At 64.4% G+C, this 18,491-nt stretch carries 16 protein-coding genes; 5 read left to right on the top strand and 11 right to left on the bottom strand.

The window, feature by feature from the left end:
* Positions 1-3 precede the first annotated feature (3 nt).
* The 8 genes from DEIPE_RS18630 to DEIPE_RS18595 form a co-directional block, all read right to left on the bottom strand.
* The gene (locus tag DEIPE_RS18630) at positions 4-1,080 is read right to left on the bottom strand and encodes a hypothetical protein (RefSeq protein ID WP_015237535.1); all 1,077 of its coding nucleotides are present in this window, start codon (positions 1,078-1,080) and stop codon (positions 4-6) included.
* The gene (locus DEIPE_RS18625) at positions 1,077-1,727 is read right to left on the bottom strand and encodes a type IV pilus inner membrane component PilO (protein WP_015237534.1); all 651 of its coding nucleotides are present in this window, start codon (positions 1,725-1,727) and stop codon (positions 1,077-1,079) included. The genes DEIPE_RS18630 and DEIPE_RS18625 overlap by 4 nt, the downstream gene beginning before the upstream one ends.
* Positions 1,727-2,446, bottom strand: coding sequence for a hypothetical protein (locus DEIPE_RS18620; protein WP_015237533.1), 720 nt, complete (start codon positions 2,444-2,446; stop codon positions 1,727-1,729). Before DEIPE_RS18620 ends, DEIPE_RS18625 begins: the two co-directional genes overlap by 1 nt.
* On the bottom strand, positions 2,439-3,617 hold the full coding sequence (pilM, locus tag DEIPE_RS18615) for a type IV pilus assembly protein PilM (RefSeq protein ID WP_015237532.1): 1,179 nt from the start codon (positions 3,615-3,617) through the stop codon (positions 2,439-2,441). Before pilM ends, DEIPE_RS18620 begins: the two co-directional genes overlap by 8 nt.
* Positions 3,618-3,749: 132 nt before the next feature.
* Positions 3,750-4,751: an isocitrate/isopropylmalate dehydrogenase family protein gene (locus DEIPE_RS18610; RefSeq protein ID WP_015237531.1), complete on the bottom strand. Its 1,002-nt coding sequence runs from the start codon at positions 4,749-4,751 to the stop codon at positions 3,750-3,752.
* Between the two features lie 140 nt (positions 4,752-4,891).
* Positions 4,892-5,872, bottom strand: a complete 981-nt coding sequence (locus tag DEIPE_RS18605) for an FAD-dependent oxidoreductase (RefSeq protein ID WP_015237530.1) — start codon at positions 5,870-5,872, stop codon at positions 4,892-4,894.
* Complete coding sequence (mnmC2, locus tag DEIPE_RS18600) at positions 5,869-6,579, bottom strand: tRNA (5-methylaminomethyl-2-thiouridine)(34)-methyltransferase MnmC2 (RefSeq protein WP_015237529.1); 711 nt, start codon at positions 6,577-6,579, stop codon at positions 5,869-5,871. Before mnmC2 ends, DEIPE_RS18605 begins: the two co-directional genes overlap by 4 nt.
* Entirely contained in the window at positions 6,576-7,562 is a 987-nt protein-coding gene (locus DEIPE_RS18595) for a PIG-L deacetylase family protein (RefSeq protein ID WP_015237528.1), read from the bottom strand. Before DEIPE_RS18595 ends, mnmC2 begins: the two co-directional genes overlap by 4 nt.
* A 168-nt stretch (positions 7,563-7,730) precedes the next feature.
* Between DEIPE_RS18595 and DEIPE_RS22545 the strand changes: the two genes are divergently transcribed.
* Positions 7,731-8,780 (top strand): hypothetical protein, encoded by a 1,050-nt coding sequence (locus tag DEIPE_RS22545; RefSeq protein ID WP_015237527.1) that lies wholly within the window; start codon positions 7,731-7,733, stop codon positions 8,778-8,780.
* A gap of 67 nt (positions 8,781-8,847) precedes the next feature.
* Positions 8,848-9,564, top strand: a complete 717-nt coding sequence (locus tag DEIPE_RS18585; protein ID WP_015237526.1) for a phosphatidylserine decarboxylase — start codon at positions 8,848-8,850, stop codon at positions 9,562-9,564.
* 5 nt (positions 9,565-9,569) lie between these two features.
* Here the strand turns inward: DEIPE_RS18585 and DEIPE_RS22540 are convergent, their stop codons facing one another.
* On the bottom strand, positions 9,570-10,865 hold the full coding sequence (locus DEIPE_RS22540) for a polysaccharide deacetylase family protein (RefSeq protein ID WP_015237525.1): 1,296 nt from the start codon (positions 10,863-10,865) through the stop codon (positions 9,570-9,572).
* A 136-nt stretch (positions 10,866-11,001) separates the two neighbouring features.
* On the opposite strand from DEIPE_RS22540, the gene DEIPE_RS18575 reads away from it, so the two are divergent.
* Positions 11,002-13,275, top strand: a complete 2,274-nt coding sequence (locus DEIPE_RS18575) for an endonuclease MutS2 (RefSeq protein WP_015237524.1) — start codon at positions 11,002-11,004, stop codon at positions 13,273-13,275.
* A 109-nt stretch (positions 13,276-13,384) separates the two neighbouring features.
* Here the strand turns inward: DEIPE_RS18575 and DEIPE_RS18570 are convergent, their stop codons facing one another.
* Both DEIPE_RS18570 and DEIPE_RS18565 read right to left on the bottom strand, forming a co-directional pair.
* Positions 13,385-14,521: a citrate/2-methylcitrate synthase gene (locus tag DEIPE_RS18570; RefSeq protein WP_015237523.1), complete on the bottom strand. Its 1,137-nt coding sequence runs from the start codon at positions 14,519-14,521 to the stop codon at positions 13,385-13,387.
* A 239-nt stretch (positions 14,522-14,760) separates the two neighbouring features.
* Complete coding sequence (locus DEIPE_RS18565; RefSeq protein WP_015237522.1) at positions 14,761-16,197, bottom strand: class-III pyridoxal-phosphate-dependent aminotransferase; 1,437 nt, start codon at positions 16,195-16,197, stop codon at positions 14,761-14,763.
* Between the two features lie 113 nt (positions 16,198-16,310).
* On the opposite strand from DEIPE_RS18565, the gene DEIPE_RS18560 reads away from it, so the two are divergent.
* Positions 16,311-17,066 carry a fumarylacetoacetate hydrolase family protein gene (locus tag DEIPE_RS18560; RefSeq protein ID WP_015237521.1) on the top strand — a complete coding sequence of 252 codons (756 nt, stop codon included), beginning with the start codon at positions 16,311-16,313 and terminating at the stop codon, positions 17,064-17,066.
* A gap of 92 nt (positions 17,067-17,158) precedes the next feature.
* Entirely contained in the window at positions 17,159-18,340 is a 1,182-nt protein-coding gene (locus DEIPE_RS18555; RefSeq protein ID WP_015237520.1) for a S41 family peptidase, read from the top strand.
* The last annotated feature ends 151 nt before the right edge of the window (positions 18,341-18,491 follow it).

Here is an 18,491-nt window from a genome sequence, read left to right as displayed (position 1 = left end):
GGCTCACCTTTTGTCGATTTCGAGGGTCTTGTGCGAGTCGCCGAGGGCCAACGTGACCGAAGTGGCCGAGATGTCCGTTATCACGATGTCGCTCTCGGGAAGCTTCTGGCCGAGCGAGACGACGGTGTAGCCGGTCTTGGACTGAAAGATCACCGTGCTGACTGGACCCAGGACCACCGCGTTGTAGCTGAGGTTCTGTTCGCTGACGTAAGCGTCGAGCGGATTCGCGGGCATGCTGGCCGCCACCGTGGGAGTCTCCAGCTCGGCCAGCAGGGGTGGCACGGCGGGGGACGGCGACTCGACGGCCACGGCAGCGCTGCTGGACGCGCCCGGCAGGGTGAGCGGCGTGCTGAGGGTGGCCACCGTGGGTGCGCGCACCGTCGGTACGGGCGGTTTGGGCGGCGCTTTGGGTGGCGTGGCGCTGATGACACTGACTGCGCCCTGCGTCGGAAAGGGCGCGGTGTTCTGCGGAATGGACACGGGCGGCACTGCTGTCGGAGCCACTGCCACCGCGACAGGAGGCGTGCTCCTCGGCAACGCGGGCGCCGGAACAATCTCCAGCGTGGGCACCGGGATGGGCGCACTCAGGCTGGGCGTAACCGGGGTGGGTGGCGTGCTCGCGGTGAAGGCGGGAGCCGGGGACACCGATCTGCGGGGAACGTTGGGAATGGTGGGCGCTGGAAGGGTACCACTGGCCGCATTCACCGGCGCACTGTTGACGGGCGCGCTGTCCTGCGCGCTCGCAGTTACCGTAAAAGGCCGGAAGGGGTTCGAAAGTTCGGCGTCGCGGGGAGCTGCCGGTGTGGGAGCAGCGGCCTCTTCGCTTGGTGCTGGAACCGGCTGGGCAGTGTTCAGAAACGGAATCGGCTGGACGTCGACCGGTTTGTTCGGCCGCGACACGGTGACTCCACCGTCAGTCGACTGGGTATCGCCCGCCGAGCTGGTCGCCGCACCAGGTGGCGTTTCGAGCACTGGTGGGCGGCCGGCGTTCCAGACCGACCAGCCACCCACGGCGCCGACCAGGGCCACACCGGTGAGGGCCAGCTTCATTTCGCGCCCGAGTTTGATACTGCTCTTCACTGGTTACCTCCCGCAGGGGGCGCGCTCGGGGCGGCGGGAGCGGCGTTGGGCGCGTTGTTTCCAGCCTGGCCCGCTGCCGAAGGATCGAAGGTGTAGATGGTGAGGGCCACCTGGCCGCTGAGTTTGGGATCGAAGCTTTCGGGGTTGCCCATGGTCAGGCCCACCGAATTGATGGTCGAGAAGCGGTTCATGGCCTCCAGCGATTTCAGGACACGGTAGAGCGGGGCGAACTGGCCGTCGAGGCTGAGGCTGATTCCGAGGGGACGTACGCCGGCCGGCAGACCGGCGGCCTGTCCGCCGCCTTGGGTGACACCGGTCAACTCCGCGCCCGAGGCGAGGACGTTCGTACGAATTTCACTTAGCAGGCTGCCCATCTTGGCCGTCGCCGGCAGGGCGCGGAGCAGCTCATCACGCTGCAACGAAAGTTGCGCGACGTCCTGCTGCAAGGCCGGGAGTTGCGCTACTGCAGCTCGTGATGCCTGTACCTGGGTTGCGAGACTTTCGAGTTCGAGCTTTTTATTGTCGATTTCGGCTTTGCTGGCGCTGTAGAACAGGGTGTACCACAGTGCGCTTGCCAGCACGACCAGCACCACGACGATCAGGAACACGTCGCGCCCCTTGAGTTTCGACAGGGAAAAACTGCCCATTATCTCGACCCTCCTGCGTTGGCGGCGCTGGCGTCGGTTGGCGCCTGCGGCGCTGTGGCCTGGGGCGCGCCTGCCTGCGCTCCGCTGGTTCCCGTCGGCCTGACGTTCTCGGCTTGGGCGCCGACCATGCCGACGGTGGCCGAGAAGCTGTACTGACCGCCCGCCTGTTCGCGTTGCATGTTCTGGAACTGCACACCGAAGTCCGGAGCCTGCTCGAAGGCGTTGACAAACTGGACGAGCGCCGCACTCGAACGGGCCTTGCCACTGAGCTGCACTTCTTTGCTCACTGCCTTGCCGTCGTAAAGGCCGTTCTGAGCGGCGGCCTGCTGGGCACCGGCATCGACCGCACGCATGGAAAGCGAACTGAGCGCCACTACCGGAGCGTCGCCGCTGGGAAGTTGACGGACAAACCGCGCGAGGTCGTCACTCCAGGAGGTCTGTCCGGCCTTGAGTGTGTTGGCCACGCTCGTGACCGACTCCAGTTTGGTTTTCTCGGCCTGCAGGCGGTTGCGCTCGTCGACTTGAGGTTTGAGCACCGCGATTTCACTCTGGTGCTCCTCGATCTGGCGGTTGAGGCCCGACAGGGTACCGCTGACGCTGGTTTGCAGAATCACCATGGTCAGCACGGCCACACCGGCGAACGCGCCGGCGCCCAGCTTCCAGTAGTCGGGTCCTGATGCCCGGCGCTGGTCCTTGGGCAGAAGGTTGATGTTAATCAAGGCTGCTCACTCCTCGCAGGGCCAGCCCGAGTGGCACCGTGAATTCGGGACCGTGGCTCTGGAGATAGCCCATGTCGACTTTCGATTCGTCCACGTTCACGGACAACCAGGGCGAGGCGATTTCGACACGCAGTCCAAGCGCGTCACTGACCGCGCCCGCCAGACCGCGCAGTTTGGCCCCACCACCGGCCAGGTATGTCCGATCGACCATCACGTCACCGGCCTGAACCCGGTAGTACTCGAGCGACCGGCGAACTTCGGTGATCAGTTCGCCCAATACCGGGCGAAGGACTTCGAACACCCGGGCCGGCGAGTACTGCTCGCGCGACATGTCGAAGTTCAGCAGGTTCTCCTCGTCCTCGGTGGGTGTGGTTGCCACTGCGTAGCTGATCTTGATTTCCTCGCTGGACGCGAAGTCGAGATTGAAGGCTTTTTGCAGGGCAGTAGTGAAATCGTCGGCAGAGAGACCGATGTTGCGGGTCATCAGGATACGTGCTCCCCGTACGAGTGCGATCACCGAGCTCGATGCGCCGATTTCGAGGACCAGGGCCACCTCGCCGTCCTCGGTGTAGTTGTGGCCCGCCAGGGTGGTAGGGCTCAGGTGGGCACCGAGCAGGTTGCCGCGCAACGCCCGCAGGGCCGCGAACGGTTTGAGATCGACGATCAGTGGTTCGAGTCCGGCCAGGCGCAGCACCTCGACCTGTCGGGCGACAGCCTCGGTTGGGGCGGCGGCGATCACGATTTCCATCTGCCCCTCATCCGCCACCTGTTTCGGATCGTCGAGCAGATCGTAATCCACTGTCACTTCATCGATCGGAAACGGAATGTAACGCTCAGCTTCCCATTTGATGGCTTCGTCAAGGTCCTTGCGCTCCATCTTGGGCACCATGATGTTGCGGGTGATGGCGCTCTGGTTGGGTACGGTGCTGACGGCGTATTTGGCCTGGATTCCGTGTTTGGCCAGGGCATTTTTGATCTCGCTGGCCACAGTCTGCGGTTCGATGACCAGACCGTCGCGCATCGAGCCGATGGGTGTCGGCACCATGAGGGCATGGGTGAGTTGGGGCGGTGAGCCTGGTTTGAGCGCCACGATCTTGATGGCGCTCGTGCCGATTTCCACGCCGATGGCGGCGGGTTTCGGATTCAGCAGGCGTTGGAGAAACTGAGTCATGCACTCCTCCTGGATTCGTTAAAATTTTAGCATCTTTTCATCAAATGCCAATGGAAAATTTCGCGGGACGTGCCAAACACGTCCCGTGAAATGAGCTTGATATTTTTACTTCACAATTTAATTCTCATGCGCTTATTTGACCCGGGCGATCAGCGCGTCAGTAAATTGCGCGGTGCTGGCCGAGCCGCCAAGATCACGCGTGCGTGGGCCTTCCTGAAGCACTGTGTCCACGGCCGTCTCGAGTTTGCGAGCAGCTTCGGCTTCGCCCAGATGGTCGAGCAGCATTGCTGCCGACAGTACGGTGGCCGTGGGGTTGGACACGCCCTGTCCGGCAATGTCGGGAGCCGAGCCGTGGACGCTCTCGAAGACCGCGTGCTCCAGGCCGATGTTGCCGCTGGGCGCAATGCCCAGACCACCGGTCAGACCGGCGGTCAAGTCCGACAGGATGTCACCGAACAGGTTGGTCGCCACGATCACGTCGAAACTCTGCGGGTGGCGCACGAGGTGCATGGCGCAGGCGTCCACGATGACATCGTACGCCTGCACGTCGCCGTAATTGCGCTTCGCCTCCTCCATGATGGTACTCAGAAACAGTCCCTGAGTGACCGGCAGCACGTTGGCCTTGTGCACGACCGCCAGCTTGTTGCGGCGTCGGCGGGCGAGGTTGAGCGCGTATTCGCCGATGCGCTGCGAGGCCCCCCTGGTAATCACCGCGTCGGCAATAGCCGTGTCGCCATAGCGCCGTTCCTGCTCGACATACAGCCCTTCGGTGTTTTCACGGACCAGCACCAGGTCGACGTGCTCGAAGCTGCCGGGCACCGGGTGCGAGCGGGCGGGACGCACGTTGGCGAACAGGTCCAGCTTGCGCCGCATGAAGCGGATCGCCCCGAAGAATCCCGGCACCTTGTGGCTGGGGCTGGTCGCCGCACCGAACAGGGTAGCGTCGGCGGCCATCACCGTTTCGAGGGTCCGGTCGGGAACGCTGGTGCCCGTTTCCAGAAAATGCTCGTAGCCCGCCTGCGCCTCGGTGAATTCCAGGTCGAGGCCCATGGCCTCGAGCACACGACGGGCGGCGGGGATGACTTCATGCCCGATGCCGTCGCCTTCGATCAAACAGATGGTGTGTTTCGCCATATCAGTCAAGTGTATGAGGGGGGGGTGGTCCGGACAAGTTGTCTCCCAGGCGGTGACACGCCGCCCTTCCTGCCTGATGAACGTTTGCACCGACCCCCGCTCGGTCCCAGCGCCGGCGTCCTGCGCCGTCGCGCGGCCCTTCAAGGTAAAGGGCCGCGCCCGTCCGGCCAGAAGGCCGCCTGACACGTCAGGTCGCGGGCCAGCAGAGGCCCCAGCAAAAAGCCTTTTGAGCCGAGCCCGGTCAGCGCCCAGGTTCCATCAGGCTGTGGGCCGACGGTGCGGGTCGACAGGCGGCTCCCGGTCCAGATACCGCGCGCTGGACCGGGAACCCACCCAAGAAGGCGCCGGGCGCGTTCGTCGAGCCAGTCACGCGAGGTTTTCGGAGGAGGCTGCGGATCATAGGTCGGCTGAGGCGCCTCGAAGGTCGCGCCCAACACTCCGCCCTGCGTGGCCGGGGCCACATAGGCGCCAAAGCTGAGGGGCAGCTCGGTGGGGGCCTCTGTCAGCAGCAGCAGCGAGCCCGCGCGGTGTTGAGCGGGCCAGCCTTGCCGGGACACGCCGATGGAGCCGCCGCACCACACCACGCGGTCGGCGTGCAGCACCTGGCCGTTTTGCAGCGTGACCTCATGCTGTGAGAGACGCAGCGCCCACTCCCGAAGCACCACCGCCCTGCTCGCCGAGCGCAGGGCACGCACGAAGGCGGGACCGTCGATCCAGCCTGCGCCGGGCAGCTCCAGCACCGCTTCCCAGCCGGGCGCCAGTCCGGGAATCTCAGTCGGCGGGCGCCAGATGTGCGCGAGCCCTGCCGGAAAATGCTGTTGCCAGCGCCTCCGGGTCTGCGCGTCCGGCACGGGGCGCCACACCCCACGCCGACCGTGCGGAATGAGGTGGCCATGACGCTGCAAGTGCTCGATGAGTGACCACGTGAGGGCGAGTCCTTCGGGGGCCCGTGACTCCACGCGGCCGTTCTGCCCACGTACCGGGTTGATCAGAGCAGACGGCACAGCCGACGCCGTGCCTTCCCCAGCGTCGACGAGCGTGACCTGTGCTCCCGACAACGACGCGAAGTACGCCACGGCGCTGCCTGCCACGCCTCCGCCCACCACGATGACGTGAGTCACGGCTTGCGCGCCACCAGAAACTCACGCTTGCCCGTCAGGCCGCTACGCTTTTCCACCTCGAGCCCTGCGGCGACCAGGGCCCGCCGGACGTGCCCCGCCGCACTGTAGGTCGCCAGGCGTCCCCCCGAAGCGAGCGCCAGAGCCAGCTGAACGCAGAATTCCGGCGTCCAGAGCTCCGGGTTAACGCGAGGTGAAAATCCGTCCAGGTAGATGGCGCTGGCCCAGTTTACGGGCAGCGCCGTTTGGGAAACGTCTTCGTGCCGGACTGTCAGCGTGCGCCCGTGGGAGGAGACATGCAGGCTGACCGCTCGGGCGCTTTCGGTTCCAAACGCGCTCCACGCCTGTACCGTGTCCTTCCAGAGCGGGTCCTGATTGTCCGTGATGGCCCCAAGTATTTCGCTCGGTACAGGAAAAAGCTCGAAGGCGAGATACTCGAGCGGAGCGTCGGGCCGCCGTAACCCCAGGGTTGCGCGGAAGTTGTGACCCAGCCCGAATCCCACCTCCAGCACCCTGGGTGAGGGATGCTGATCGGTCGCCGTGCCGCGCACGAAGACGGTCTCGGCTTGTGAGCGGGCTCCGTGGCGGGAACTGTATGCCTGCGAAAAACGGGTACTGAAGGCGGTCGAGCTGCCGTCTGACGTTTCGATCACCGCGAAGTCCTCGTCGGGTACGCTGCGACGGGTTGTGTCTGGCCGGATGCTGCTCATTCGGCTGGGGTCGGCAGCAACAGTTCGTTTTCGCGCGCGAAGGCCCACATGAAACGCGACAGCAGGCGCAGTTGAGAGCGGTAGCTGCGAATGGCGTCGACCTTGACTGCCTGCTGTTCGTCGGTCAGGTTGTAGCGCTGCCATCTCACGCCCTGCTGTTCCAGACGAGGAGGGGAGAGCGGCAGCTTTGGATGGTAACCCTTGGGCAGAGGCCACTCCACACCGCCGTGAACGATGTAGTAGTACAACCGCACGCCGCGCTCACTGGCGAGCCTCGTCGCCACGTAGCTCGACGAGCGGTGGTCGGGATGGGTGTCGAGCACGCTGGGTGCGAGCACCACGTCCGGCTGGACCTTGTCAAAGACCCGCCCCATCACTTCCTCGAGTGCCTTGCCCGTATAAGGCACTTTCGGCTGAAAAAGGCCGTCGTAAGGCGCACGGTCGGCGCGGGTATACGGGCTGCGGTACGGAATGAGGTAGTTCTGGGTGTACACCCGGGTGAGGCCGCGATCCGGAAAGCCAAGAAACAGCACCTGCTCTTTGGGAATGCCAAGTTTCCGGGTAGCGTCGAGGGCTTCGTTCATGCGCAGCCGACCCTGCCTGAGGTAATCCCCGGCATTCAGGGTCGGCCTGAAGGTCTGGGTCCGGACGTCCCACGGGAAGCCGTCTCCATTGGTCAAAAAGACCACAAAGGCCTGGCCGCCGCTCTTCTGGACCTGATAGAGCAGGCCGGCTGCCGTGAGCGTTTCGTCGTCTGGATGCGGGGACACGAACAAAACCCGACCGGTGACCGGGGCGGCGTGGGCCAGTTGTCCACCACTGCGCTCTACGCCTGACACCACGGCCCAGCCGGTGGGCAGCCAGCTCCAGCCGTTGATGCCCGCCGCGGTCAGCGTCGCGAGAAGGCCTGTGAGGGATACTGTATGGGCGCGGCTCCAGCGACGTGGCGGGCGTCCGGGTCGGAGGGGAGAGAAGCGAGACAAGACAGGTCAATATAAAGCATTCAGCGGGTCGGGCAGTGGAAACTCACGCTGCGCCCCCGTCTGCGCTGTCACGTCGCAAGAAGGGTGCTGTCCTTGCCCCGAGCCCGCGCCGAGGCGGGAGCGCCGATGATTTTCACTTTACCTTTAGCTTTCTCGCTACACTGAGGCGTGAATCTTCCGACGCTCGGGCTCGAAGAGGAAGTCTTCGTCCTGTACCAGGGTCGGCCCTCGACGGCCAGCCTGCTGGACTTGGCGGTGCTGCTGTGGCGCGACCCCCGGCGGAATTTCAGCAAAACGGCTTCCAACTTCACCCGTCGTCTGCCGAATCTGATGAGTACGGTGGAGTTTGCCACGGACGTACACGGCTCTCCGGCTGCCTTGCTGGCCGAAACGATGGCGCGGCGGGCTGAACTGGCCGCAGTGGCGCGCACGGGCCTCCTGGTGCCCGTGGGCATGCTGCCCGACGAGAATCCGTACAACACGGCTGGTCTGCACCTGCACCTGGGCGTCGAGGCCGGGCAGCTGCAGCGGGCCTACACGAACATCGCGCGCTTTCTGCCGGTGCTGACGCTGGCGAGTGCCTCCTCGCCCTGGCGTGGTCGGGAGCGCTTCGGGCACAGCTACCGCCTGCAGGCGTCGTTCGCGCTGGGGCCGTTACAGCGGGACCCCCTGCACCGCTTTCAGGACCTGATCATCACCCGTCGCCTGGGGACCATCGAACTGCGCGCACTGGACCCGATATGGAATCCCGAGCGCCTGCACGCCATCGTCGACGCAGCGTGGCGGCTGGCGGCGTTGCGCCGGGAATTGCCGTTTGACAGCGCCACCTACAACGCCCTGCGCAGGCGTTTTCCCCGTGAGGGGCTGACCCCTGAGTTGCGCGAACTGGCCCTCGAACTGGCCGATCTGACCGGCTTCGACCTGAAATGGCTCGAGGAGACCGAGGCCGAGCGGCTGGCGGAGCTCGCCGAGCAGGAAGGCTTCGAGACGGTCTGGCGTTGTCTGGACGGGGCTTACCGCACCGGTACGTTCGGACCGTCGACGACCCTGGACACGCGCCCGGCCAAGTGGCGCGGTGCGGCCGGTCTGGCGCTGTATTACGCGCCAAAGCTGCCTTACATGGCCCTCAAGGGCTGGCGGGAGCATCACGGTCGGCCGCCGGTGCTGGATCGCTCGCCCGGCTCGCCGCTCTTTGGCGAGGTGGCCGTCGAAGGCTGAGGTCCCCTCGCCGCGAGCATTGGGCACACCGTCACGAAGTGCATCAGTGTTTCGCTAGACTGCCTGTATGCGTAAAGTTTTCCGGGTATTGCTGCCACTCGCCCTCGTGTGGGGCGCGGTGGTGTGGTTTTTGCAGCGGGTCTGGTTTTACCGGGACCCGGTTCGGATCACGCCTCAGGACGAGGCCAACATCATCAGCCCCTGCGATGGTCAGGTCGTGTATCTGCGCCGCATTGAGGACGGCGTAATTCATTCCGAGAAGCTGGGGCAGGTGATCCGGGTAGAGGAGATCACGCACGCCGAGTGGCCGGCAGCCAGCACCCCGGGGCGGGGCTGGCTGATCGGCATTTACATGAGCCCGCTTGACGTGCACTTCAATTACGCCCCGATCGCCGGGCAGATCAGTGGTATTTATCACACCGGTGCCAAGGCAAACCTGCCCATGGTCGATTTGTGGGAGTACGTACAGCTGACCTGGCTGCGCCGGGCAGTCGACCTCTTCGCCAAGCGTTATGCGCTGGAAAACGAACGCCAGACGGTCTTCATCGAGGGACGGATCAAAATCGCGATGGTGGAAATCGCGGACAAATTCGTGAACAAGATCCGCACCTACATCGAAGTAGGTGACACGGTGCGGCCCGGTCAGAAAGTGTCGTTCATCGAGCGCGGATCGCAGGTCGACCTCTTTTTGTTCTCCGAAGACCTCGAGTTTCACGTTGGCGTCGGTGACCAGGTGTACGGCGGGCAGACGGTACTGGCCACCCTCAAGACACCCCAGACTTGAGCTCCTCACCACATGCTGGAAATGCCGATGCCGAACCGACGCTGTGTCGGATGAACGCGTGCAGACAGTTCGAAGCTTCCGAAGCGCATGCTGCTTCCGACGAAGCGCATGCTGCTTCCGACATAGAAGCCGGCATCGTGCCCCAGACTTACCCGCCAGGGACGACCTTCGCGGGTATTCCAGGGCAGCGCATACGAAACGTCGGCGGCCCCTCCCCGAATCGAATCGACTTCGGCCTGGATTCGGGTGTAATCGACAAGGCACAGATCGGCGCCGACTCCCCAGTTGCCGTCATAGCGGGCCCAGACCTCGCCGTAGCCTCCCAGCGCCAGCGCCGCGCCGAGCAGTGGCCCGCGGTTGGACCAACCCCAGCTGAGCGTGACAGGGTCGGTATTGACCGCTATGGCCAGGGCGTCATATGCGCCCTCACCCCGCACGAACGCCGCATTCAGGGCCACCTGACGGCTGCGAGCGAAGAGCTGGTGGCTGCGTTCTGCACCGACCCAACGGTAAGCCAGAAAGCCACTGCCGAGCATTTCAAAGCCGGAAGGGTGCCAGAAGCGGGGTGCGTGCGCGTTCGTGCCACGCTGGTCAAGTGCCGTCACCAACGGCGATCCGAGTAGAAGCAGTGAGCGCAGGTCGTAGCCTCCGGCCGCCCGCAGCATCAATACCGAATCGTCCCAGGGCGTGATCAGCGGTCCCTGCAGCGCATGCGGATCGCTGACGCGGACGCCGAAGGCGACCGTGCCCCCACAGCCGTACAGCGAGGTTGCCTTGCGCCGGACACGCGCATCATGCCGCCCGAAAGGATAGGCGATGCAGGCGTAACGGTGGGAATCATCCGGGAGCAGTTCCCAGGCCAGCGAGGAGGGTGTCAGGTCGGCAAGAGAGGCGTGCGAGCGGGTGTGCGATCCGACTTCCCAGCCGTCAGCCACGAGCTGTGCAATTTGGTCGTGGGTCATGTGGCCCGGATGGCCGATCAGATCGAGAATCGGGTAGACCGTGCCCGGCACGTTCAGCCTTTTCAGTACCGGATAGGCATTCAGGAAAACGTCCTCGAAGCCGTCGTCGAAACGCAATGTGACAGTCTTTTGCCCGCGCCGGTTGTTCACCGTCTGGCTGCTGGTCACGAAGCGGTAGCCCGCATCGAGGAGCTGATGGATCCGCCGTTCCAGTTCGTCTGCCGTCACGCCCAGCGTAACGCCCTTCTGAACGCCGATATGGTGATACACGAGGGTGAAATTTTCCGCTCGGGCGACGCCGAAGCAGCACAGCAGGACGACCAGCAGGAAGGCTCGCATAATGTTCAATATAAAGACATGTTGACCTAATTTTCATGTGTCCCTAATCAATTTTCGATTCGGTCACGGTGGTGGGAAGGGCGGCATAAGCCATTCGTTGCACGGTTGCTTTTCAGAGCGTTGCTAGACTGGATTCGTGCCCTTTCAATCCCACGCCCTCGACACCCTGGATTTTCCGCGCGTGCGCGAGGAGCTGTCTCGTCGTACCGCGACCCGTTACGGTGCCGAGCGCGCCGGCGCCATTGTGCCCTCGGACGATGCGGTCCGGATCGCGCGTGAGCTTGACGAGCTCGAAGACGCGTTGTTCGGAGTTTCCGTGCAGCTCGGTGGCATCTCGGATATTCGCGAGCATTACGCCCGGGCTTATGACGGCAAGGTGCTGGGCGGCAGTGAAGTTCTGGAAGTCGCGTATACGCTTGACGCCGCGATGACCTTGCGCCGCTCGGTGGTGGCGGGCTCCCGCGGGCCCCTGCGCGAGCTTGCCCAGGACATCGGGGACCATGTGATGCTCGTCCGCCGTGCGCTCGAAAGCCTTGACCGTGACGGACAGGTGCGCGACGACGCGAGCCCCAAGCTCCGTCAGATTCGCCGCCGGTTGGGTCCCCTGCGCAACGAGATCCGCGACAAGCTGACCGGGCTGCTCGACCGCTGGGCCGACGTGCTGCAAGAGCACCTCGTCACCATCCGGCGCGACCGATATGTACTGCCGGTCAAAGCGTCCTTTGTCGGTCAGGTTCAGGGCATCGTCGTTGACGCTTCGGCCACCGGACAGACCTACTTTGTCGAACCGGCGACCATCACACCCCTCAACAACGAACTGGCGCGACTGCAACTCGAAGAAGAGGCGGAGGTGCGCCGGATTCTGCTCGAATTGTCCGGTCTGATCGCTGCCGAGACGCATCTGCCGATCACGCTGACCTTGCTGGGCGAACTCGACCTCATCGCCGCCAAGGCTGCGCTGGCCCGCGACTGGCGGCTGAACCGCCCCGAACGGGCCCCGAGGGGTGAATATCAGCTGACCGAAGCCCGCCATCCCTTGATCGAAAACGTTGTTCCGAACGACCTCTCGCTTGGCGATACCCAGTTCCTGCTCATCACGGGCCCGAACATGGGCGGCAAGACGGCCACGCTCAAAACGCTCGGGCTGGCCGTGGCGATGCATCAGTGCGGGATGTACGTTCCAGCTGCCCGGGCGCGCCTGCCGGTCATTGACGACATCCTGGTGGACATCGGCGACGAGCAGAGTATCGAGGCGAGCCTGTCCACCTTTGCCGCACACCTGCGTAACCTCGAGCGCGTGCTCATGCACGCCGGGCGCGATACCCTCGTGCTGATCGACGAGCTTGGCAGTGGCACCGATCCGGCCGAAGGCGCGGCGCTGGCTCAGGCCATGCTCGAGCGGCTGCTGGCCCAGGACGCCCGGGGTGTGGTGACCTCTCACCTGGCGCCACTGAAACTGTTCGCGCTGGAAACGCCCGGCCTCAAGAATGCCAGCATGGGATTTGACCTGAACAATCTGGCGCCGACTTACCGCCTGCAGGTCGGTCAGCCCGGACGCTCGTTCGCCCTGGCCATCGCGCGGCGAATGGGATTGCCCGAGCCCCTGCTGCAGCGCGCCGAGACCGTTCTCGGGCCCGAAGGTGGGCTGCTCGAACAGCTGCTCGAAAACCTCGAGCGCGAGCGTGAGGAGCTCCGGCGCGAGCTGGAAGCGGCCACCAGCGCGCGTCGTGAAACCGAGGCGGCGCTCGGGCGTGCTGAAGAGCAGCGTGCCGAACTGCAGGCGCGCCGTGACGAACTGCTCGCGGAGGCCCACTCGCGGGCCGAGGCGCTGTACGCCGAAGCGCTCGATCAGGTGCGCACGCTACGCTCGCGGGCGCGTGACGACGTGGCCCGTCCCCGGGTGATGGAGGAACTGCGTCAATTGCGCCGAGCCTCCCAGCAGGAACGTCCCCAGCCACAGGAATTCAAGGGTGATCCGCTCAAGGTCGGTTCCACGGTGGACGTGCCCGCTTACGGCTCTGCCGGGCAGGTGCTTGAAGTACGCGGCGACGAGCTGGTGGTGCAGCTGGGCGTGATGAAGGTGAACGTCCGGCGCCGAGACGTGCGTCTCAAGCAAGAGCAGAAGGTCAAGGTCCCGGCGTTTGCGGGCACGGCTCCCCGTGCGTTCACCCGTGAATTGCATTTGCGCGGGCAGCACGTCGAGGAAGCCATCGAGGAGCTGCGTGACGCCGTGGCCGAGGCCAGCGCCCTACGAGAAACGCCGCTGCGGGTAGTGCACGGAAAAGGGCAAGGGGTCTTGCGGCGCCTGATTCGTGATTACCTCAAAACCGACAAACGCGTGGCGAGCTTTCACGACGCCGAACCTTTCGAGGGAGGACACGGCGTGACGGTGGTAAACCTCAAAGTCTGACGGTGAGAAGCGGACACGCTGAGCGGGCCTGCCCACCTCCGCCGCGTTCCGTGACCGGGCAAAGGAAGGGAGGAGCGGTTTTGCTGCTCCTCCCTTCCTTTGCCCGGTCCTACTGCCGGTCTGACAGTTCCGGGTAAGTCTGATCCTTGGCCCCCGCATACACCGCGTCGGGACGCAGCAGGCGGTTGTTGGCAGTGTACTCCATGACCGAGGCCACCCAGCCCGAAATCCGCGCGAGGGCGAAGATTGGTGTGAAGAACGACTTCTTGATGCCCAGATCGCTGTAGACCACCCCGCTGTAGAAGTCGACGTTGGGATAGATTCCCTTGCTGCCCAGGCGGTCCACGATTTCCTTCTCGATGGTTTCAAGAATCTGGTAGTAGTGGCTCTTGCCCTGCTTCTCGGAGACGTGGGCCGCGTAGTCACGCAGCACGCGGCTACGCGGATCGAAGAACTTGTAAACGCGGTGACCCACGCCCATGATCTTCTCTTTGTGATCGAGCTTCTCGGAGATGTAAGGAACAGCGTTTTCAACGCTGCCGATCTCGTCGAGCATGTCCATCACCGCCTCGTTCGCGCCGCCGTGCAGCGGGCCCTTGAGGGCGCCGATGGCGCTCGTCATGGCACTGTACATGTCACTGAGCGTGCTGGCCGTGGCAATGGCGGTGAAGGTGCTGGCGTTCATACCGTGATCGGCATGCAGGATCAGCGCGATGTCGAAGAGGCGCGCTTCTTCAGCGGTGGGTTCGCTTCCCTTGAGCATGTACAAAAAGTTCCCGGCATGCGTCAGATCCGCGCGTGGCGCCACGATTTCCTGACCGTCTTGCGCACGCGCGATGGCCGCAATGATGGTCGAAAACTGCGCGATCATGCGCACGCCGATGCGGTAGCGGTCCTCGGCGGCGGTGTCTTCGGCCTCGGCGTCGAAGAGGCTCAGGTGCGAGACGGCCGTGCGCAACGCCTGCATCGGGTGGACCCCTTTGGGATACGCGGCGATGACGCTCAGCAGCTCGGCTGGAACTTCACGGTTGGCCCGCAGTTCGGCGTCGAAGCGGGCGAGTTCGTCCGCGCCGGGCAGCCGACCGTGCAGCAGCGCGAAGCTGAGCTCCTCGAAGGTGCTCTTCTCTGCCCACTCCTGAATGGGAATGCCGAGGTGCGTCAGGATGCCCTCGGAGCCATTGATAAACGTCAATTTGGTTTCGGTAAACAAGACCCCTTCGAGGCCTTTGGCAATGGTGGTCGTCATATTCCTCCTCTGGAAAGTTTGAGCTCAACCCTGCAGGTGCGCCAAGAGACTTCAAGGTGAAGCGGCGTGGTGGGCGCGGCAGGCTGAGCCTGAACGATGCTGCGTTGTTTGGAACTCGCCTGACCTTGCTCTCCCTTTTCCCCAGGTTATCACTCACGCCTGTCCGCTCAACGGGGCAAAAGTGCCACTCCGCGAGGAACACCCTTGACATTCGCTTCGGCGCGAATTCCTGGCTCGCATTACCCGCGCGTGAGGGCAAAATGGGCCAGGCGGACTGTCGTTGACGGTGGGGTATTTTTCAGCAGGCTCCACGAACGCGGATTGCGTTGCGCGGCCAGTTCCACACGGTTCCACATCTCGTCGAACAGCTCCTGGGGCATGTTGAGTGCGGGCGTGAGGCGCACGGTCCGTTTGGAGCTGAGCGACAGATTGGCCATCACACCCGCGAGGTGCAGCTCGCGCAGACCAAAAATGGCCGTCGCCTCGAACGCCAGCTCACGCAGGGACTGCGGTTTGCCGAGGGCAATCATCGGGTGAAACTCCAGTGCGAACAGCATGCCCTGAGCGCGCACAGCAGAAAACAGCCCGGGATAGGCGCGCATGATGTTCCTGGCGCGCGTCAGGCCTTCTTGCCCCAGACGCTTGCTGCGAGCCGGCAGGTCACCTTCCAGCAGCATCTCAAGTGACTTCACTCCCACGGCCATCGACAGCGAGTTTCCCCCGAAGGTGTTCGAGTGGCGCTTGCTGGACAAGCCCGGCAGCATTTTCTCGAAGATGGCTTTGCGGGCAATGGTGGCCCCGATCGGCACCAGACCGCCACCCAGCGGCTTGGCCAGCGTCATGATGTCAGGATCGAGGCCCTGCGCAGCGCTCTCGAACCAGTGGCCGGTGCGGCCCAGGCCCGTCTGGATTTCGTCGGCGATTACCACAATCCCGTGCCGGCGGCACAGTTCCCCCACCGCACGCAGAAAGCCCGGTGGTGGAATATTCACGCCGCCTTCGCCTTGAATGGGCTCGATTACCACGGCAACCACCTTGTCGGGATGCAGACGGGCGATCAGGCGCTCGAGCGATTCCAGGTCACCATAGGGCGTATGCTCCGCGCCGGGTACCAGCGGGCGGAACAGGTCCTGATACTCCGCGTTCGGGGTGAGTGAAAGCGACATGAAGGTTTTGCCGTGATATCCGCTGCCGAATGAAATGAAGTGCCGCGCCTTCGGGCGGGCAGCCTTGGCAAATTTCACCGCCCCTTCGATGGCTTCGGTGCCGCTGCTGGAAAAAAAGACCCGCGAGTCCTGATGCGACGGCAGGTCTCTGGCCAGCAGACGAATCAGGTTGGACTGGAGGGCGGCGCGCCAGGCGCTGGTGCTCTGCTGCGGCAGCCCCATCGAGGTATTGCCTTGCAGGTAACGCGCGATGAACGCCTTGAGCTCGGGGTGGCCATCGCCAAACGGCAGCGCGGCGTAGCCGCTGGTGTTGATGCGGCGCACCCCGTGCTCGTCTTCGAGTTCCCAGGGACTGACCACCTTGAACGGTCCGGCGAGATCGAGAAGCTCCAGGCCTTCGAGCAGGTCCTGGTTGCCGTGATAGCGGTCCAGCCGCCGCACCTTGGCGGGGCTGAGGCGTTCGCCGAGCACCTCGTCGGCACTTATAAATCCGGGCAGGGTATGGGTCATGGTGGTTTCTGATGTGACGCGCCGCCCACAACTTGGTGGCGCTCCCGCCGATTGTAATCTTTCCGGAAGGCCGGGCGTTGGCGTTGTGGCACACGGCGACTACACTGGGGCGCATGAAACTGCTGCGTGGACTGTTTGACGGCCGGATCATCTGGGCCGAAGTTGAAGGTGAGCGGGCGCTGGTGCGCAGTGCAATGGCAGGCGAACGGACAGGCGAGGAACTGCCGCTGTCGGGCATCAGGCCACTCGCGCCCGCCGAGCCGACCAAGATCGTCTGTGTCGGGCGCAATTACCTCGACCACATCAAGGAGATGGGCAATCTGGTCGGCGGCGACCTGCCCAAGGAGCCGGGCATTTTCCTCAAGGGACCCAATGCGCTCGCCGCTTCCGATGAGGTAGTCGCCTACCCCGACTGGACCGAAAGCTTTCACTTCGAGGGTGAACTGGCGATGGTGATCGGCACGCGCGCGCAGCACCTGATACCTGAGAACGCCCTGTCGCACGTTGCGGGCTACACCTGCGGGCTCGACCTGACGGCGCGTGACAAGCAAAAAAGCGACTTGCAGTGGTTTCGCGCCAAGGCGGCCGACCGCTTCTGCCCGCTCGGCCCGGTCCTGGAAACCGAACTCGATCCGGGTGATTTGCGGGTGCAGACGCGCGTGAACGGAGAGACGCGTCAGGACGGACGCACCAGCATGATGATCTTCGATCCGGTGAGCATTCTGACCTACATCACGCGCTTTGTGACACTGGAAGTGGGTGACGTGGTGCTGACCGGCACACCAGAGGGAGTAGGACCACTTTCCCGTGGCGACCGGGTCGAGGTCGAGGTCGAGGGGATCGGTACGCTGGTAACCTTGATCGGTTGACGTCGTCGGGCTGGTGACGACCGGCGGCACAGAAATTCGATTTCTCACCCGGAACGCTTGCCCCCGCACATCCCGGCACGCGACACTGGGGTGTGCGTCGACTTCTTGCGCTGTGTGCGGCCCTGACCCTTACTTCCTCTTTCGCTTCACCGGCGTCGGATTATTTGGGTGAGGTCGAGCGTCTTCTGCGCGGGTACGACGGTCCATCGGGCGCCGACCTCGCCTCCCTGACCCGTCAGGCGCAGCGTGATCTTACGCAACGCTGTGCCCAGAGCGCTGCCTGTCCGCTCGACGTGGGCCGCGAGGTCGCCAAGTCCTTGGTGGCGGGTCTGGAGGACAAGCACACCAACCTCAAGGACCCCAGCGTCGCCCGGCGTGCGCGCGCCGAGATGCGCGGGGAAGATGTGCCGCGTGTCGGTCTGCGCCTGATTCCGCTGCCCGAGGGCGGGGCCGTCGTGGGGTACGTCCGTCCGGGTTCGCCTGCCGCCCAGGCTGGTCTGATGGGAGGCGAGTTCGTCACGTCCATCAACGGCGCCGAGGCGACGTCAGCAGCACTGGCGGCTGCGGAAGACCGCGGACCTGTGACCCTGCAACTCGAAGGCCGCGCCCTTCGGTTGGCTCCGGAAAATCTACCTTCCCGCGACCTGCCGACCCTTCGTGAGGTGCGGGGGATCAACGTCGTCAACATTCCGTCGTTCCTGGGTGAGGGCGTGGCACAGGGCTTTTTCGACACCTTGCGGCTGGTGGGCTCAGCGCGTCCGCTGGTGATCGATGTGCGGGCCAATGGCGGAGGCTCGCTCAACGAGTGCCTGCTGGCCGCTTCAGCGTTCGGCGAGGTGCGCCACGAGCTTTCCACGCCCCGCTACACGGCACGCTACGTGGCCCGCAATGGGCAGCTGTTCGCCGGCAACCGGCGGACCATCACGCTGGAGAGCGTCAGTGCGCCGCCTGCGGCGCGGGTGACGGTGCTGGTCGGTCCGCGCACGGCGTCGTGTGGAGAGGTGTTCGCGTCGGCGCTGCAGGGACTGGGGGCTACGGTCATGGGTGCCAAAACAGCGGGTGTCAAGAACTCCGCGGTTGGCCTGTATGACCTCAGTGATGGCTCGATGCTGTCCGTGACGACGGCCAAGGCCACCAATGGTCGTGGTCAGCTGCTGGACGCCTTCGTCATTCCCGACCGTGAGCTTGCTGGCACGCCGAACGATTGGAAGGCCGGGCAGGACGTGGTCCTGAATGCGGCGCTGGCCCTGGCGGGTCAGGTCGCCGGGCGCTGATCGGGCTTCGTATTCGGGCCCATTGGTTACCGCCCCGCGGCTTGCCCCTGTCCGGCGGCAAATTCGCGCCGCCAAGGTGAACTTCGGTTGAGCCGAACAAGGAGGCTGCGGGACAAGCCGGAGAAGAACGTCCTGTCTGCCTGGCTCTTTC

Origin of the sequence: Deinococcus peraridilitoris DSM 19664 (genome assembly GCF_000317835.1) — a bacterium.
GTDB lineage: Bacteria > Deinococcota > Deinococci > Deinococcales > Deinococcaceae > Deinococcus_A > Deinococcus_A peraridilitoris.
Note: the sequence above shows the minus strand (reverse complement) of the source record. Positions and strands in the feature narration are given on the sequence as shown.

What these genes read in the sequence shown, in the direction of transcription:
- DEIPE_RS18625 (WP_015237534.1), bottom strand. Translation starts at nt 1,727, where the DNA reads ATGGGCAGTTTTTCCCTGTCGAAACTCAAGGGGCGCGACGTGTTCCTG.
- pilM (WP_015237532.1), bottom strand. Translation starts at nt 3,617, where the DNA reads ATGACTCAGTTTCTCCAACGCCTGCTGAATCCGAAACCCGCCGCCATC.
- DEIPE_RS18610 (WP_015237531.1), bottom strand. Translation starts at nt 4,751, where the DNA reads ATGGCGAAACACACCATCTGTTTGATCGAAGGCGACGGCATCGGGCAT.
- mnmC2 (WP_015237529.1), bottom strand. Translation starts at nt 6,579, where the DNA reads ATGAGCAGCATCCGGCCAGACACAACCCGTCGCAGCGTACCCGACGAG.
- DEIPE_RS18585 (WP_015237526.1), top strand. Translation starts at nt 8,848, where the DNA reads ATGCGTAAAGTTTTCCGGGTATTGCTGCCACTCGCCCTCGTGTGGGGC.
- DEIPE_RS22540 (WP_015237525.1), bottom strand. Translation starts at nt 10,865, where the DNA reads ATGCGAGCCTTCCTGCTGGTCGTCCTGCTGTGCTGCTTCGGCGTCGCC.
- DEIPE_RS18570 (WP_015237523.1), bottom strand. Translation starts at nt 14,521, where the DNA reads ATGACGACCACCATTGCCAAAGGCCTCGAAGGGGTCTTGTTTACCGAA.
- DEIPE_RS18565 (WP_015237522.1), bottom strand. Translation starts at nt 16,197, where the DNA reads ATGACCCATACCCTGCCCGGATTTATAAGTGCCGACGAGGTGCTCGGC.
- DEIPE_RS18560 (WP_015237521.1), top strand. Translation starts at nt 16,311, where the DNA reads ATGAAACTGCTGCGTGGACTGTTTGACGGCCGGATCATCTGGGCCGAA.